This is a genomic window from Streptomyces rectiviolaceus, assembly GCF_039533825.1.
GTDB classification, from domain to species: Bacteria; Actinomycetota; Actinomycetes; order Streptomycetales; family Streptomycetaceae; genus Streptomyces; species Streptomyces rectiviolaceus.
Genome location: NZ_BAAAUG010000009.1, coordinates 85,784 through 101,145 on the forward strand (window position 1 = coordinate 85,784; position 15,362 = coordinate 101,145).

A 15,362-nucleotide genomic window follows, 5' to 3' on the forward strand; every position below is an offset into this window, starting at 1 on the left:
CAGTATCCGGGGCGGCGTTGCCCTGCGGCAGCCCCGCCCCGGACCATCATCATCCCGCGCCCGGACCGGATCAGTGCGCGGCCTCGTACTCCTTTGCGAACTCCTCGTGCGCCTTGGTGCCGCCCTGCGTCTGCCACTTCTTGTAGACCGCGTCCCAGTCGGACAGCTTCTTGCGGCCCGAGACGATCGCCGTGACACCGTCCTCGATCACCTGCTGCATGGACGCACCCTGGCGGTTGTACGTGTCGGACATCAGCCCCCAGTGGTCGTCACGGACGAGGTTCGGCACGACCGCCTTCTCCCACGTGTGCAGCCGCTTGGTGAGATCGGCGAAGCCGGGGAAGTACAGCGGCTGCGGCGCGTCCATGAGGTAGGCGAAGGGGAGGTTCGTCCTGTTCTCCACCAGGCCCAGCGAGTTGGCGATCGGGTCGCCGTTCTTGTCGTACTCGAAGTGCGTGCCCTCGACGCCGGAGTGCATCAGCTCGTACTCCTTGGAGCCGAACGGCGACGCCAGCCAGTCCAGGACCCGCAGCATCAGCTTGACGCGGTCCTTGGACGCCTTCTTGATGACGGTGTAGCCGAAACAGCCGCGGTTCTGCTGGTAGACGGGCGTCGCGCCCTCGACCACGTACGGAACGGCGGTGTCCAGCGTGAACTCGTCCTTGATGCCCTGCGCGTTGGAGATCACCGCTCCCCAGCCGTCCGTCATCGATCGGACCGTGCCGTTGTAGAACTGGGTCTTGAGGTCGACCTGGGAGATCGAGGTGGCGTCGGAGTTGTACGAGCCCGCCTTGCGCATCTTGGACATGTACTCGAGGGCGGCCTTGAACTCGTCGGTCCCGAACATGTCGGTGACCTTGCCGTTCTTGATCTGCCACTGGTTCGGCGCGCCGTGCCACATCGCGTGGTAGAGGTAGCCGAAGAAGCCGACCGAGGAGGCGCCGAGCGCGTACTTCTTGTTCTGCGAGGCCTCCCTGGCCATCGTCTGGAAGTCGGCCGCCGCCATGCCCGGCTTGTAGCCCGCCTTGTCGAAGGCCTCGCGGTTGATGAACATCGCGCCCTGCACCTTGGCGCGCTCGACCGGGAGCCCGTAGATGCGGCCGGCGACACGGCCCATGCCCTCCCACGCGTACGTGGGGATGTTGGCGAGGTTCGGATAGTCCTTGACCGCGTCGCCGGACAGGTGCTCGGAGAGGTCCGCGCACCGCGACTTCACGAACTGCGACTCGCGCGGAAGGACGTATCCGCCACCGAAGTTGATCATGTCGGGCAGGTCGTCGCCTGACATCAGGGTGGACATCTTGGAGCGGAAGTCCGCGTCGGGCACCACCGAGAACTCGACCTCGACACCGAGGGCCTCGTTCATCGCCTGCCAGTACTTGTTCGATCCGACCGGCTTCGGCGGAGTGCCGTAGGTGATGGTCATGACCTTGATCTTCTGCTTGCCGGTGCCCGGCTTCTCGGCCGTCGCGGTGACCAGCTTCTGCGGGTACTTGGTGAAGCCGGGCTGCACGCCATCGGCGGTCGGCGCGAGGTCGGGCGTCGGGCCCTTGGCGGGCGTGTACGTCGGCCAGGGCGCCGCCTTCTTGTTGGCGTTGCTGACCGAACCGCCGCCGCTCGACTCGGTGGAGCAGGCGGTGAGCAGGGAGGGGGCCGCGACCGCGGCCCCGCCGACGGCTATGGAGCGCAGCAGCGTACGGCGCGACATCGAGGAACCGGACACAGTGTCAACCTTTCGGACGTACGGAGTCGTGAGTCGTGAGTCGTGCGGTGGTGCGGTGGTGCGGGAGGTGGCTCAGCTCTTGATGGCGCCCGTGAGCACGCCCTTGGTGAAGTACTTCTGCAGGAAGGGGTAGACGATCAGGATCGGCACGGTGGCGATCACCAGGACGGCCATCTGCATCGTCTGCGGGGCCGACACGTTCGAGGCGTCGCTGAGCCCGGTGTCCGCGATCTGCGAGCCGCCCATGACGTACGTGCGCAGGACCTGCTGGAGCGGCCAGTGGTCGGACTCCAGATAGATCGAGGCGTGGAACCAGGCGTTCCAGTAGCTCACCGCGTAGAAGAGGCCGACCACCGCGAGTGCCGCCTTGGAGAGCGGGAGCACGACACGCCACAGGATCTGCCAGTCGTTCGCGCCGTCGAGCCGCGCCGCCTCGTACAGCTCCTCGGGAACGCCCTGGAAGAAGCCGCGCAGGACGACCAGATTGAAGACGTTGATGAGGACGGGGACGATCAGGGCGCTGTAGCTCTCCAGCATCCCCATCCCCTTGACCAGCAGGAACGCGGGGATCATGCCGGGCGGGAAGAGGAACGTGAACAGGACGATCAGCAGGATCGGCTTCCCGCCGTACACCTTGGGGCGGCTCAGCGCGTACGCCAGGAACGTGGTGCACGCGAGCGAGGCGAGGGTGCCGATGAGCGTGATGCCGGCGCTGACCCCGAGCGCCTTGGTGACGATGCCGCCCTCGAAGACCTGCTCGTAGGCGCGCAGGGTCGGGTGCGAGGGCCACAGGACCCAGCCGCCGTTGGCGATGACCTCGCGGTTCGAGGCGAACGACGTCGAGATGATGACCAGGAACGGCACGAAGACCATGACCAGGATGGTGACGATCGCCAGGGCCTTGGCCACCTGGGTGACCGGCTTGGGCTTCTCCATCCAGGAGGGGCGCACGGGGCGTGCGGGGCGGCGTGCGGGGCGTCCGGGATGTCCCGCGCGCCCGGGGCGTATCGCGGCGGTTTTCGTGCTCGTGCTCACTTGTAGACCCCCTGCTCGCCGAGGCGATGGGCGACCTTGTTGGCCGCGAAGACGAGAATCGCGCCGACCACGCCCTTGAACAGGCCCGCCGCCGCGGCGTATCCGGTGTCGCCGCCGACGATGCCCTGCCAGAAGACGAAGGTGTCGAGCACCTCACCGGCCTCGGGGCCGACCGACTGCCGCTGCAGCAGCATCTGTTCGAAGCCGACGGAGAGGATGTCGCCGAGCCGCATGATCAGCAGCAGGATGACGACCGGCCGGATGGACGGCAGCGTCACGTGCCAGAAGCGGCGCCAGGGCCCCGCCCCGTCGATGGCGGCTGCCTCGTACTGCTGCTCGTCCACCTGCATCAGCGCGGCGAGGAAAATGATCGTGCCCCAGCCCGCGTCCTTCCAGACGACCTGCGCGACGACGAGCGCCGGGTACGCGTCCGGGTTGCCGATGATGTCGACGGAGTGCAGACCCGCCTGCCCGAGCACGGAGTTGAGCAGCCCGGTGTCGGCGAGCACCTGCTGGAACAGGGCGACGACGATGACCCACGACAGGAAGTGCGGGAGGTAGACCACCGACTGCACGAAGCGCCGCGTCAGGTCCGAGGTCAGGCTGTGCAGGAGCAGGGCCAGGCCGAGCGGGACCGGGAAGAAGAAGACCAGTTGGAGCACCGCGAGGAAGAGGGTGTTCCAGGTCGCGTGCCAGAAGTCCGGGTCGACGAACATCCGGTCGAAGTTCTCGAAGCCGACCCAGGGGCTGGCCCAGAGGCCGTCGAAGGGGACGTACTCCTTGAAGGCGACGGCGTTCCCGATGAACGCGCCGTAGTGGAACACCAGGAAGTACGCGACCCCCGGCACCATGAGCAGCAGCAGGACTCGCGAGGAGCGAAACCGTTTCCATCGCTCATCACGCTTGGTTTTGTTGCCATTTGGCCTGTTACTGCGCTTGCCGGGCGGCTTCACCGCCTCGGTTTCCGTCCGTTCCTTCGTCACCGCTGACACGGCAGCCCCTCCGTTGTCGGAACAAGGTGACCGGAATCTAAAGCGGTTACTAACCCCGGTCAACCCCCTTGGCCACGCGATCTCTTGACCGCCGTCCCGACTTCGGCCTAGCCTCCAGGCGCTGTTGGGTAACCGGTTACTACGAGGGATGGTCACGCGTGGCAGACCAGGCAGAGCTGAAGGGTCCACCGAGCAGTGCTCCGATCACCGCACTCGCCATGAGCGCGGACGTGGCGGACCGGGTGTTCGCACCGGACATCCGTGAACGGCTCGCCCGCGGTGTGGAGTTGGCGCCCGCGCTGCTCACCGGCTCGCTGACCGGGGCCGAGGCGCGGGCGGTGCTCGCCGACACGGAGATCCTGGTCACCGGCTGGAACTGCCCGCCGGTCACGGCGGAGGTCCTCGTGCACGCCCCTCGGCTGCGGGCCCTCGTGCATGCCGCCGGATCGGTGAAACCCGTGGTGACGGACGCGCTGTGGGACCGGGGCGTGGTGGTCTCATCGGCGGCCGACGCCAACGCGGGACCCGTCGTGGCCTACACGCTGGCCGCGATCACCTTCGCGTCGAAGGGCGCGCTGCCGACCGCGGCGGGCTACACCGACGGGTGGCCGCCCTTCACCGAGCGCACGGGCGCGGACTCCCGCACCGTCGGCGTCATCGGGGCGTCGCGGATCGGGCGGGGGGTGATCGCGGCGCTGCGGGGCTCGGACGCGGGATGGCGCGTGCTCCTGACCGATCCCTACGTCACGGGGGAGGAGGCCGCCGGGCTCGGCGTGGAGCTGGTCGACCTGTCGGAGCTGTGCAGGCGCAGCTCGATCGTCACCGTCCACGCGCCCCAACTCCCCGAGACGCGCGGCATGGTGAGCGAGGAGATGCTGAAGCTGATCCCGGACGGGGGCACCGTCATCAACACGGCGCGCGGCTCACTGGTCGACACGGAAGCGCTGGCCCGGGAGTGCGGGACGGGGCGCCTTGACGCGTTCCTGGACGTGACGGACCCGGAGCCGCTGCCCGCGGGGCATCCGCTGCTCGTACTCCCGAACGTGCTGGTCACCCCGCATGTCGCCGGGGCGCAGGGGAGCGAGGTGCGCAGGCTCGGGGAGTTCGCGGTGGGGGAGGTGGAGAGGTTTCTGGCGGGGGCGCCTTTGCGGGGGCGGCTTCGGCGGGAGGAGCTGCCGCGGTTGGCGTAGGGAGGGTTCCCTTCTGCCGGGCTCTGCGCGCTGTCAATCACCGGCTTCGCCGAGTTCGTCCTCAAACGCCGGACGGGCTGATAGTTCAGCCCGTCCGGCGTTTGAGGACATCTTGTACGGGGCCGGGCGAGGTCGTACGGGGTCGTGCGGGGCCGGGGAGAATTACCGCTTCGCCCCACGCGCCTTCAACAAATCAGTCATCAGCTCGATCTCCGACTCCTGAGAATCCACCATCCCCTGCGCGAGACGCCGCTCCACCTTCACCTCGCACCGGTCCACACACCCCTCGGCCATATGGATCCCGCCCTTGTGGTGCTTGACCATCAGCTGGAGATACCGCACCTCGGCAGCCCGCCCGTCCAGCTTCCTCAGCTTCGTGAGCTCAGCGTTGGTCGCCATCCCCGGCATCAGGGCGCCGTCCTTGCCCGGCGGCATGTCGCCCATGCCCATCCACTCCATCGGCGCACCCTCCGGCACCTTCGGCAGCTCCCACAGGTCGAGCCAGCCGAGCAGCATGCCCCGCTGGTTCGCCTGGGTCTGGGCGATGTCGTACGCGAGGCGCCGGATCTCCTCGTCCTTCGTGCGGTCGCGCACGATGTACGACATCTCCACGGCCTGCTGGTGGTGCGTCGCCATGTCCCGGGCGAAGCCCGCGTCGGCCGACTCCGTGGCAGGGGACGGCGTGCCGGACGAGCCGTCCGACGAGGCGACCGCGGCCGTGATCCCGCCGCCGGCCACGGCCAACGCCGCGACGGCTCCCACGGCCCAGCAGGTCCGCCGCCTCACTGGGACTTGCCGCCCGTGCAAGCGGCCCCCGGCTCAGGTGTCTGCTTGCCCTGTACGTACGTGGAGAAGAAGGAGCCGACCTTCGCGTCGGCCGCGCCGGTCACCGTGCGCTGGTGACCCCACGCCGACAGCATGATCGGGTCCTTCTGGTCCTTGACCGGACTCATCAGCGAGTACGGCGTCTGCTTGACCTTCGCCTCGAGCTTCTTCAGGTCCGCGGCCTTCGCCTTGTCGTTGTACGTCACCCAGACGGCGCCGTGCTCCAGGGAGTGCACGGCGTTGCGCTCCGGGAGCTCGTCCTTGTAGACGTCGCCGTTGCAGTTCATCCACACCTGGTCGTGGTCGCCGCCCACCGGCGGGGTCATCGCGTAGCTGACGTCCTTGGTGACGTGCGTGCGGCCCAGCTGCTTCGCGTCCCAGACCTTCTCGCCGTCCGCGGTCGTCTTGAACTTCGGCGCGGACTTCCCGTCGGTGGCGACCTTGTCGGAGTCGTCGTCCGCCTTCTGGAAGAGGACGACACCGCCGACGGCCAGCGCGGCGACCACCACCGCGCTCAGGGTGATCGTGATGACGCGGCCACGGCGGTCGCGTGCGCGCTCTGCCCGGCGCATCTCCTCTATCCGGGCCTTGCGGGATGCGGTGCTCGTGTTCTTGGCGGAACCCATGATGTGTCCTTCGGCGAAACGGCGGAAAGGGCGGGACGCGCGTGGCGGAACATGGTGGAGCGGTTCGCTGATCGTAATGGGCGAGCCCGGCGGTCTGTAGGGGCAGTCTGAGCCGCCCGCTGTTACGGCCGCGCCGATCAGCAGGCACTATGGGCACAGGGCGGCACATGGCCCGCAACGCGCTCGAAACGGTGTGGTGGGATGCTCATGTGCCCCGATGTGTCCTCAGGCGCGAACACAGTGCGAGCACAGCGCGAGCACGGCGCGGACGCAGGGCGGACGCAGGCGGCCTGACCAGCAATGATGGGTGGAAGCGGAAGATGGACAAGCAGCAGGAATTCGTGCTCCGGACACTGGAGGAGCGCGACATCCGGTTCGTACGCCTGTGGTTCACGGATGTCCTCGGCTTCCTGAAATCGGTCGCGGTGGCTCCGGCGGAGCTGGAGCAGGCCTTCGACGAAGGCATCGGCTTCGACGGCTCGGCGATCGAGGGATTCGCCCGGGTGTACGAGTCGGACATGATCGCCAAGCCGGACCCGTCGACCTTCCAGGTCCTGCCCTGGCGCGCAGAGGCCCCCGGCACCGCCCGCATGTTCTGCGACATCCTCATGCCGGACGGCTCCCCGTCCTTCGCGGACCCGCGTTACGTCCTCAAGCGGGCCCTGGCGAAGACCTCCGACCTCGGGTTCACCTTCTACACCCACCCCGAGATCGAGTTCTTCCTCCTGAAGGACAAGCCGCTCGACGGCTCGCGGCCCACCCCCGCCGACAACTCCGGCTACTTCGACCACACCCCGCAGAACGTGGGCATGGACTTCCGCCGTCAAGCCATCACGATGCTCGAATCCATGGGCATCTCGGTCGAGTTCAGCCACCACGAGGGCGCGCCGGGCCAGCAGGAGATCGACCTCCGTTACGCGGACGCGCTCTCCACGGCCGACAACATCATGACGTTCCGTCTGGTCATGAAGCAGGTCGCGCTGGAGCAGGGGGTCAACGCGACCTTCATGCCCAAGCCCTTCTCCGAGCACCCGGGCTCGGGCATGCACACGCACCTGTCCCTCTTCGAGGGCGACCGCAACGCCTTCTACGAGTCCGGCTCCGAGTACCAGCTCTCCAAGGTGGGCCGCTCCTTCATCGCGGGCCTCCTGAAGCACGCCGCCGAGATCTCCGCGGTCACCAACCAGTGGGTGAACTCCTACAAGCGCATCTGGGGCGGCTCGGAGCGCACGGCGGGCGCGGGCGGCGAAGCACCCTCGTACATCTGCTGGGGCCACAACAACCGCAGCGCGCTCATCCGCGTCCCGATGTACAAGCCCGGCAAGACCGGCTCCGCCCGGGTGGAGGTCCGCTCGATCGACTCGGGCGCGAACCCGTACCTGACGTACGCGGTCCTGCTCGCCGCGGGCCTCAAGGGCATCGAGGAGGGCTACGAACTGCCGCCGGGCGCCGACGACGACGTGTGGGCCCTGAGCGACGCCGAGCGCCGCGCGATGGGCATCGAGCCGCTGCCGCAGAACCTGGGCGAGGCGATTGCCCTCATGGAACGCAGCGAACTGGTCGCCGAGACGCTCGGCGAGCACGTCTACGACTTCTTCCTCCGGAACAAGAAGCAGGAGTGGGAGGAGTACCGGAGTGAGGTCACGGCCTTCGAGCTGAGGAAGAACCTGCCGGTGCTGTAAGCGCAGGTCAGAGCACATCTTCTTTGTTGATGCTGGAGGGCCCGCAGTCCACGACGGCGGGCCCTCCAGGCTGTGTGCCTACCACTGGGCCGTCTCTGGGCCGTCTTACCTTGGGCCGTCTTCAGGAGCACTCTGGCCGACGGGTATCAGGTAGCTCGTCCGCATGTCACTGTCGTCAAGGACCGAGTGTTGTCCTGGCCCGTGACTGGAGGGGGTTCATGAGCAGCTCAACCACATCGCTCCTGATCGCCGTCTTAGGAATATTCGGCACTCTCGTCTCAGGTCTGCTGGCCCAGCGGACCGCTGAAAGAGGTAGAGCAGCGGACCTGGCGCATGCGGAGCGGCAACGAATCGATGATCGGGAGTATCAGGCGATCGCAAACACTCGGGAAGCTCTACGAGCCTGCTACGTAGCCCTCAATACTGCAGCGCTTGAGTACCACTCCGAACTGAACCACTTTAGGTATGCACTCGAAGCTGGAGAGGTCACAGACGAGATGCGTTCCCGCCTAGAGGACGCTCGCCGTGAGCAACGTGCCCAGAACGCTCAGGCTCAGATGATCGTTCCTGACTCTGTCCTGCCAGCCGCAAACAAGGTGACCATCCGTCTAAACGTGGTGTACGGAATCGTGAAGCGCATAGACGGCGGCTTCCCTCCGGCCCGGCCTGGTGAATCTGTAGACGAGGCTCGTGCCCGCATTAAGGAAATCTGGAGCTATCTGGACACGATGAGGTCGCTAATGAGGGAGAGTGTGGGAGCTACCACTGATCCGCTGACGACCGCGGGGGCGGCCGAACGGTGAGGGTCTTGGCAACCCCCACCCCAGTCTGCTTAGACCGTGTCCTACATGGTGAGTTGGGGTAGACCGTTTCCATGGGGAGTGGGCGGTGGGACTGGATTGTGCCGGTCGGGTTGTGGGAGATCGCAGAGCCGTTGCTGCCTGCCGCTCGGGTGCGGCCACAGGGCGGCGGGGTGGCGAACATTGATAATGAGGCGGTGTTCGCCGCGATCATCTATGTGCTGGTCAGCGGGTGCGCCTGGCGGGCACTGCCACCGTGTTTCGGTGCGTCGAAGTCGACGGTCCACCGCCGGTTTGTCATCTGGTCCCGTGCCGGTCTCTGGGGCCGACTGCACCAGAAGATCCTGCAACTCCTGGACGAGCAGGGCCTGGTCGACCTCTCCCGAGCGGTTCTCGACTCCGCTCACGTCCGCGCTAAAAAAGAGGGGCGAACTTGCAGGCCCGTCGCCCGTGGGCCGGGGTAAGCCGGGTTCCAAGATGCACATCCTGTCCGACCAGGCCGGGCTGCCCCTCGTGGTCGGTGTCTCAGCGGGCAACACCCATGACAGCGGGGGACGGAAGCCCATGGTCATCGGGCTCCAAACGAGACACGCCCCCGACCGTGGCCGCTATTTCCGTCGCCGCAAGCTCCACGCCGACAAGGCGTATGACCGCGGTGTACGCCCACGTTGCCGTCACGAGTTGCCGTCAGGTGCTCGCCTCGCTGCCGGAAGGTGCGAGCTGGCCGCAAGTAGCTCTAGAGAGGGGCCCTGTTGGCGTCCTCGGCGGCGAACGCGTTTGCACGTAGATAGTGCCGCCGCGCAGCCATGTCGCTACGCTGCTCTTGCAGCGAATGTGCGTGTGCACCGCTGCTGGGGGGAGACATGCAGACCTTCGACAAATATTGCATCCCTGGCATTTTAGCCGCCAGCGGCGTACTCGCCTTCTCTGCGTTCGACGTTACGGCTCGGGTAAATTCCCTTTACGTACCCTCCGTCCATCCATTCACTGCAACATTCGTCAATATTGTTCCGTGGGTGGGTATCGCGTCATTTGCCGTCGCGAGCATGGTCGCCCTTCTGAGGACGTCACGAGAAGATCTTGGTGACACGAAATCAGGTCGCACGGTACTCCGCGGCTATTCCGTGGCCACTGTTGCTGTAGCTTTCATCTCCGTATACGTCTTCTATGACCAAGTGGCTGGTAGCCTTAAAGAATTTAGCGAGCGAGAGAATGGGATAGACCCGGAATCATCTGACTGGATTGGGATCTTTTCGCTACTCACGGTAACGCTGCTGACCTCTGCGTTGCCAGTAGTCCTGTTCTCCCTGGCCCGCTTCCTCACTAAGACATATTCCGGCAGTGCCGCTGCAGTGGAGGTAGAACTTGCTGGCACTCTTGGCTTGACCGGGCCGAGGGACCCTGTGAACTATGCTGAAAAGAGTGATCCGGCGTCAAGTCGCGGGGCGGCAGATGACCCGTTGACCCGCCTCGCCCTGGAACAATCTGATGGTCACGCTCGACTGATTCTAAAGTATTATGCCCAGGGATATTCGCAGGCGAATCTTGGCTTTAGATACAGCCTCGTTTTCGCGGTAGTAGGATTTATTGCAATTCTCATGTCGAGTCTTTCTCTGTGGTTTCAGAATGGCGGTTCGGTCGTCCCGGTATCCATCACGGGGTCTGTGGGCGGGATCAGCGGTGCTGTTAGCTTCCTGTTCTTTCGCCGCGCAGATAAGGGGCGAGAACTCCTAATGGACCTTGTGGATAAATTGCGCACAGATCGCGAGCGAGAACTGAACGTATTGAGATCATTGGCCCAGATGGACAGCTTCGAGGATGCCGAGCTGCGGGATGTACTGCGCACTGCCGCAACTCTTCAGTTTCTAGACTCGTCGATAACCCTGGACCAGTTGACAAAATTTGTGAAGTCGAGACGTCCGCCCGAGAGTGCGGACTGAGCTAGGATTTCCGCGCGAGGGCTTCGTTGCGTTGAATTGTGGACGTTGCGAACGGCCACAAGAGGCAACGAAGAAACGAAAGTCCAACCGCGGTGCATGATCCCATCGGCGCCTCTCGGCACCGAGCCGGGCAGTAGCCCCGCCTTCACCGCCTTGGCCGGAGAGCTCAGCTTGATCCATGACGCTCTCCGGCTTCTCGGTGAGCGTCTGGACCGGCTTGAGGAGATCGTGAGTAGCGAGACGCCACCTTCGCGGTGAGCGCGTCGGCGCGCCTCAGCAGCCCGTCCGCTGTGGCGCGCGCCTCGCCCAAACTCGCTTTGATCAGCGCGAGTTCAGCGGCAGTGAGGCCCGCTAGCTCGCTCTTTCGCTCATTGATCCCTGGCATGCAAATGAGCATGAGACCACGAATGACAGAGGACCCGGACAGAGTGTCCGGGTCCTCTTTTCTTGCAGGTCAAGGAAGTTGACGGTGCGTCATCGGGTGACTTCATCCACGGCATCCAGCACCGCAGCCCATGGGAGTTTCCGCCCTGGCGGCGCGTCGCGGGGCTCGTACAGTGGCCATACGTCCGGCCCGTAGACCAGCCGGACGCCGGCTTCCCGCAGCGCTTCGATGTGGCGCTGCCATGCCGGATGACGAGCGTGCGCCGCGTTCACCCGGGGGAAGACGACGACCGGCAAGCCGATAGTCCCGATGGCTTCGCCTACCTGCGTCAGAGCTTGGTTGTCCATGAGGCCGCTCGCGAGCTTCGCGACGATGTTGGCCGACGCTGGAGCGACGACGTAGCAGTCAACGGCTGGGTGCGGTCGGGCGTCGCCGGGCAGGCGTGGTTCGTCACGGACGGGTAGGCCGGTCAGCTTCTCCAACCGTTCGGCCTCGCCATTCATCCGAAGCCAAATTCCCGCCGTCGGCGTCAGCGTCACGGCCGCCTGCCACCCACGTTCCATTGCGGGCTCGACCAGGCCAGTGCGGAGCGACTCCACCCCGCCGGCCGCCGAACCGACGACTCCCAGAACCCCGCGCTTGCTCGAACTCACTGCACTGCCCTGCACCGTTGGGCCATCACGAACACCTCGGACGAGCGAGAGCCGCCGCTCACGGGTGACTGCTTGATCAGGTCCCGCAGCGTCTCGCGCACCCTGGGATTGTTGCGCACGAGCTGCGGCGCCGTGCGTTCGGCGGTACGCAGCTCGGTGAATGCCTCATCGCCGCGCCCGGCGAGGGAGAGCGCGCGGCTGTAGTCGATGCGGTGCGAGACGCTGCGCTCCTGCGGCATGTGGTCGACGTCGATCCGGCCGTTCTCCACCACGTACGACACGTTGTCCAGATCAAGCTCGATCGACAGCCGGTGGAGGATCACGTTCGTGGGGCCAAAGCCGGTTTGCCAGTAGTTCTCATCTGAACCCAGGTCGTCAGCGAGTTGCTCAGCATGGTTCAGGAGGCGGGCCGCGGTCAGGCGGTCCTGGTGCCGAGCCGCGGCGACCGCCGCCCGCAGGTGGATCATCCCGAGCAAGCTCAGCGCAGACGGATCGCTCTCCGCTACCTGGGAGGCCAACCACGTCGCCGTGGTGTTGCCCAGCTCCATCGCAGCTTCGTACCGACCGTTGGCGAGCAACGCGTGCGTGCCGGACCGCGCGGCCGAGGCGAGCACCAGGGGATCGTCGGACTCGTCTGCCGCCCGCATCGCGCGCTCTGCGGCCAACCACGAGACGTCGGACTCTCCGACCTTCGCGAGCGTCGTGGCCGCGAGGTGATGCGTGCGGGCAGAGACCGCCCAGCAGTCGCGGCGATCCTTCGCCCCGGCGTCCCGCACGGTCCTCTAGCTCTTGCGCCGTCTGGAGAAGCGCCGGAAGGGCCGCAATCACGCTGCCGAGCCGCCCGCCCTGGTAGTCGTTCCAGGCGTGCTCCACGCGCACCGCCACGGGGGCAGGGGTGGGGAGCTGAACGTCTGCCTCTGGCCCGAAGAGCAGGCGCGAGAGCCGCCGGGGGCTCATGAGCGCGTCGCGTACGGCCGGTACGTCGTCCTGGTGCTTCTCGTCCTCTACCAGAAGAGTCTGACCGAGTAGGTCGCCAAGCGGCACGCGCAGGATGCGCGCCAGCTCCGCGAGCATGTCGATCCGCGGCGGCTTCCTGCGGCCGGTCTCTGCCTTCGCGAGCCAGTCAGTGCTACGGCCGACCAGTCCGGCCAGCACCTCTTGCGTGTAGCCGCGACGTTTCCGGTAGAACGCGATGTGCTCGCCGATGCTGAGGTGATCTCCAAGACCACGCATGGGGTGCTGCCTCCTGCTGCTGGTAGGGGCGTGCTTCACGGTACAGAGGCGGCCAGGCCGCGGGTAGGCGCTCGTTCCGCCTCACCGTCTCCAGCTCGAGAGTGGCGGGCCGAAGAGAAAGGGACCCAGACGGAATGTCCGGGTCTCTTCTCGCAGGTCGGCGGCATAGAGCTGGCAGTAGCTCGATGGCAACGACAAACCACCGCGCTCAGCCCGTGACCGTGCTCTGCCCCAGCTTGGAGGACACAGCCAAAGCCGCCCCGTCACCCCAGCGTTCTGCGTATGCTATTCGCAGGATCGCGCATTCGTAGATGGGTAGGGGAGCAACGTGACCGTCAAAATCCCAACCAGGTTTGAACACATCCTGGGTGATGATCGGTTCAGTTCTACTCCACTTATTGTCCGCGTCCCAGAGGACATGAGGCAGTTTGAGATCCTCCGCCGAACCACGGAAATCCAAGGTGGTGGAGTCCTTTCATTCTTGAGCGGCGCGAGTGGTTGCGGCAAGACAACGTCTGTCTGGTCGGCCTCAATAAACCTGTCTGATCGATTCGAACAGGTGATTACCGTGCCAGCAACTGTTCCCCTCCGTGAAGTCAGCGAATGGCTCACGGTCAACACGCCGTCAAAATCGAAGAAGTCGCTACTCGTGCTCATGGACGGCCGAGAAGCCTCGGATGACACAGTAGGCTTGCGTCAATTCATGGCCTCACTAAATCAATTCCTTCGCGGGCGCGCCGACATCATCGTGTGCTGGCCTACAACCAGCGACACGTGGAAGGAGGAGCTTATTGCAACGGCCAGGACGGTCGGCGGAAATTCGCTGACGCCAGCAAGCGCAGACGTCACCATTTCCGGCCCTCCGAAGAGTGCCTGGCATGATGTCCTCGAAAGGTTGTTTATCCAGCTCGATCAGCGCCTCGAAGACCTTGGAATTAGCGGGCAGTACATTACCGATGCCGTTGACTCGAACAATACAGTGGGTGATTTCCTTGGCTCCGTACGTGATGGAATCGCCAGTCGTGTCGACATGGTGCAGATCGCTCAAGATCTCCCTGAGATTCTCTTTGTAGTTACGTCAACCAGCGCTGTGGTCGGGGAAGCGAATCGCCTCCGCCGGGCTGGAACGATGATCCTTAAGGCCGAAGAGCTCGTCGGCTACTCGCCCAGATCGGAAGCTGGTAAATGGTGGCAGGAAAGAAATAACTCGCCCCAGCATCATCTGGCCTACGTCATTTCGCTCTTCCGGGCGAAATTGACGACCATGACCCCGAGCTCTGTAGTGTATTCAATCTCCGAGTACGGCCCAGAAGACATGCGGAATGCAATTCGAGAAAAAGGTATAACTAAGAGCACGACCAATGCAGATACGACGTTCCGCAGTACCGATTTCAGCAAGTTTATCAGCGGAGCGGGGATGAATGAACTGACTTCGACAACAAAGGGAAAGACGTCGGAGTCGGCTTTGGCGGCTTTCTCGTACATTCAAGGATCGTCGGCGCGGCGCCACAAGACGATCAATCAGGCAATCTGTGCACTTGCCGAAAAGAATGTTCCGGGATTCGCGGCAAGCTCTGGCACTTTTGAGGTGAACCTGGGCGAACAAGATATCTACGCAGACGCCGTAATCCTTTTGGATGACCGGGAATTGCACCTGGAATTCCACCACCTGAGTGACGCCCACTGTAAAGCAGCTTCAATTGCGGCGTACATCATGAAGAAATTGCGCGTCTATTCGAACCACTACAATATCACTCCGCGGTAAATGTACCGCCAGCACGGCATCTAAACCTCGGGCATGAATCGGCTTGATAGCTGAACTATGTGCGTCCCAGGTCAGATCGGCGCATGGACATCTGCCAGGGAGAGCGGGGAACGGCGCCCAGCTGAGCCTAGGGCTCGTCGACAAGCGGAGCGACTGGCGGACGGGCATTCGCGCAGTACTGCTGCCGAAATCCCACACCGGTCGTGGCTCAACAGAGCTCCGAGGGGGTGAGGGCTGTAGGGCACCCGGAGCTGGAGGGATGACGGGTGGGCCGATGCGGGGTCCGGGCCGTCTGTGGGCCGTCAAAGGGCGGCCTACAGTGGCCGACAACGACCAACGGTGACCGTTAAATGCCTGCTCAACCACGGGCTAGCTTGAATCGGCCGATGTCGCTGTGAGGGTGCGCCAGTTCCTCCGGAACAAGAAGCAGGAGTGGGAGGAATACCGCAGCGAGGTCACCGCCTTTGAGCTGCGGAAGAACCTGCCGGTGCTGTAAAGCTCCCGCCAGGGGCG

Annotated in this window: 13 protein-coding genes and 3 pseudogenes; 8 read left to right on the forward strand and 8 right to left on the reverse strand. The window is 64.8% G+C overall.

What is annotated here, in order from left to right:
* Positions 1-70: 70 nt before the first annotated feature.
* The 3 genes from ABD378_RS01085 to ABD378_RS01095 form a co-directional block, all read right to left on the reverse strand.
* The gene (locus ABD378_RS01085; protein WP_344518321.1) at positions 71-1,708 is read right to left on the reverse strand and encodes a type 2 periplasmic-binding domain-containing protein; all 1,638 of its coding nucleotides are present in this window, start codon (positions 1,706-1,708) and stop codon (positions 71-73) included.
* A gap of 87 nt (positions 1,709-1,795) precedes the next feature.
* Positions 1,796-2,659, reverse strand: coding sequence for a carbohydrate ABC transporter permease (locus tag ABD378_RS01090; protein WP_344518391.1), 864 nt, complete (start codon positions 2,657-2,659; stop codon positions 1,796-1,798).
* A 95-nt stretch (positions 2,660-2,754) separates the two neighbouring features.
* Positions 2,755-3,609: an ABC transporter permease gene (locus ABD378_RS01095; protein WP_344518322.1), complete on the reverse strand. Its 855-nt coding sequence runs from the start codon at positions 3,607-3,609 to the stop codon at positions 2,755-2,757.
* 359 nt (positions 3,610-3,968) lie between these two features.
* Here ABD378_RS01095 and ABD378_RS01100 point away from each other — a divergent pair, with 359 nt between their 5' ends.
* Positions 3,969-4,940, forward strand: coding sequence for a hydroxyacid dehydrogenase (locus ABD378_RS01100; protein WP_386546839.1), 972 nt, complete (start codon positions 3,969-3,971; stop codon positions 4,938-4,940).
* Positions 4,941-5,102: 162 nt separating this feature from the next.
* Here the strand turns inward: ABD378_RS01100 and ABD378_RS01105 are convergent, their stop codons facing one another.
* Both ABD378_RS01105 and ABD378_RS01110 read right to left on the reverse strand, forming a co-directional pair.
* Positions 5,103-5,702: a DUF305 domain-containing protein gene (locus tag ABD378_RS01105; RefSeq protein ID WP_344518324.1), complete on the reverse strand. Its 600-nt coding sequence runs from the start codon at positions 5,700-5,702 to the stop codon at positions 5,103-5,105.
* A 20-nt stretch (positions 5,703-5,722) separates the two neighbouring features.
* Positions 5,723-6,391 (reverse strand): thioredoxin-like domain-containing protein, encoded by a 669-nt coding sequence (locus ABD378_RS01110; RefSeq protein ID WP_344518325.1) that lies wholly within the window; start codon positions 6,389-6,391, stop codon positions 5,723-5,725.
* 320 nt (positions 6,392-6,711) lie between these two features.
* Here ABD378_RS01110 and ABD378_RS01115 point away from each other — a divergent pair, with 320 nt between their 5' ends.
* The 4 genes and pseudogenes from ABD378_RS01115 (at position 6,712) to ABD378_RS01130 (ending at position 10,813) form a co-directional block, all read left to right on the forward strand.
* Entirely contained in the window at positions 6,712-8,073 is a 1,362-nt protein-coding gene (locus tag ABD378_RS01115; RefSeq protein ID WP_160504710.1) for a glutamine synthetase family protein, read from the forward strand.
* Positions 8,074-8,291: 218 nt separating this feature from the next.
* Positions 8,292-8,876, forward strand: a complete 585-nt coding sequence (locus ABD378_RS01120) for a hypothetical protein (protein ID WP_344518328.1) — start codon at positions 8,292-8,294, stop codon at positions 8,874-8,876.
* 71 nt (positions 8,877-8,947) lie between these two features.
* A pseudogene (locus ABD378_RS01125) lies at positions 8,948-9,531 on the forward strand (IS5 family transposase); the annotation flags it as partial.
* 205 nt (positions 9,532-9,736) lie between these two features.
* Positions 9,737-10,813: a TRADD-N-associated membrane domain-containing protein gene (locus ABD378_RS01130; RefSeq protein WP_344518329.1), complete on the forward strand. Its 1,077-nt coding sequence runs from the start codon at positions 9,737-9,739 to the stop codon at positions 10,811-10,813.
* Between the two features lie 474 nt (positions 10,814-11,287).
* Here ABD378_RS01130 and ABD378_RS01135 read toward each other — a convergent pair whose 3' ends face one another.
* Together ABD378_RS01135 and ABD378_RS01140 are read right to left on the reverse strand one after the other, a co-directional pair.
* Positions 11,288-11,851, reverse strand: a complete 564-nt coding sequence (locus ABD378_RS01135) for a flavoprotein (protein WP_344518330.1) — start codon at positions 11,849-11,851, stop codon at positions 11,288-11,290.
* Positions 11,848-12,627, reverse strand: coding sequence for a hypothetical protein (locus tag ABD378_RS01140; RefSeq protein ID WP_344518397.1), 780 nt, complete (start codon positions 12,625-12,627; stop codon positions 11,848-11,850). Before ABD378_RS01140 ends, ABD378_RS01135 begins: the two co-directional genes overlap by 4 nt.
* An 88-nt stretch (positions 12,628-12,715) precedes the next feature.
* Between ABD378_RS01140 and ABD378_RS01145 the strand changes: the two genes are divergently transcribed.
* Complete coding sequence (locus ABD378_RS01145; RefSeq protein WP_344518398.1) at positions 12,716-12,880, forward strand: hypothetical protein; 165 nt, start codon at positions 12,716-12,718, stop codon at positions 12,878-12,880.
* Positions 12,881-12,937: 57 nt separating this feature from the next.
* Here ABD378_RS01145 and ABD378_RS01150 read toward each other — a convergent pair.
* Positions 12,938-13,084 (reverse strand): annotated as a pseudogene (locus tag ABD378_RS01150) (helix-turn-helix domain-containing protein); the annotation flags it as partial.
* 328 nt (positions 13,085-13,412) lie between these two features.
* Between ABD378_RS01150 and ABD378_RS01155 the strand changes: the two are divergent.
* Complete coding sequence (locus ABD378_RS01155) at positions 13,413-14,849, forward strand: hypothetical protein (RefSeq protein WP_344518331.1); 1,437 nt, start codon at positions 13,413-13,415, stop codon at positions 14,847-14,849.
* Between the two features lie 409 nt (positions 14,850-15,258).
* Positions 15,259-15,345: pseudogene (locus ABD378_RS01160) on the forward strand (glutamine synthetase); the annotation flags it as partial.
* Positions 15,346-15,362 lie beyond the last annotated feature (17 nt).

Bases quoted from the DNA above. Each gene is read 5' to 3' on its own strand.
- ABD378_RS01085 (WP_344518321.1), bottom strand. From the start codon at position 1,708: ATGTCGCGCCGTACGCTGCTGCGCTCCATAGCCGTCGGCGGGGCCGCG.
- ABD378_RS01090 (WP_344518391.1), bottom strand. From the start codon at position 2,659: ATGGAGAAGCCCAAGCCGGTCACCCAGGTGGCCAAGGCCCTGGCGATC.
- ABD378_RS01095 (WP_344518322.1), bottom strand. From the start codon at position 3,609: ATGGTGCCGGGGGTCGCGTACTTCCTGGTGTTCCACTACGGCGCGTTC.
- ABD378_RS01100 (WP_386546839.1), top strand. From the start codon at position 3,969: ATGAGCGCGGACGTGGCGGACCGGGTGTTCGCACCGGACATCCGTGAA.
- ABD378_RS01110 (WP_344518325.1), bottom strand. From the start codon at position 6,391: ATGGGTTCCGCCAAGAACACGAGCACCGCATCCCGCAAGGCCCGGATA.
- ABD378_RS01115 (WP_160504710.1), top strand. From the start codon at position 6,712: ATGGACAAGCAGCAGGAATTCGTGCTCCGGACACTGGAGGAGCGCGAC.
- ABD378_RS01120 (WP_344518328.1), top strand. From the start codon at position 8,292: ATGAGCAGCTCAACCACATCGCTCCTGATCGCCGTCTTAGGAATATTC.
- ABD378_RS01130 (WP_344518329.1), top strand. From the start codon at position 9,737: ATGCAGACCTTCGACAAATATTGCATCCCTGGCATTTTAGCCGCCAGC.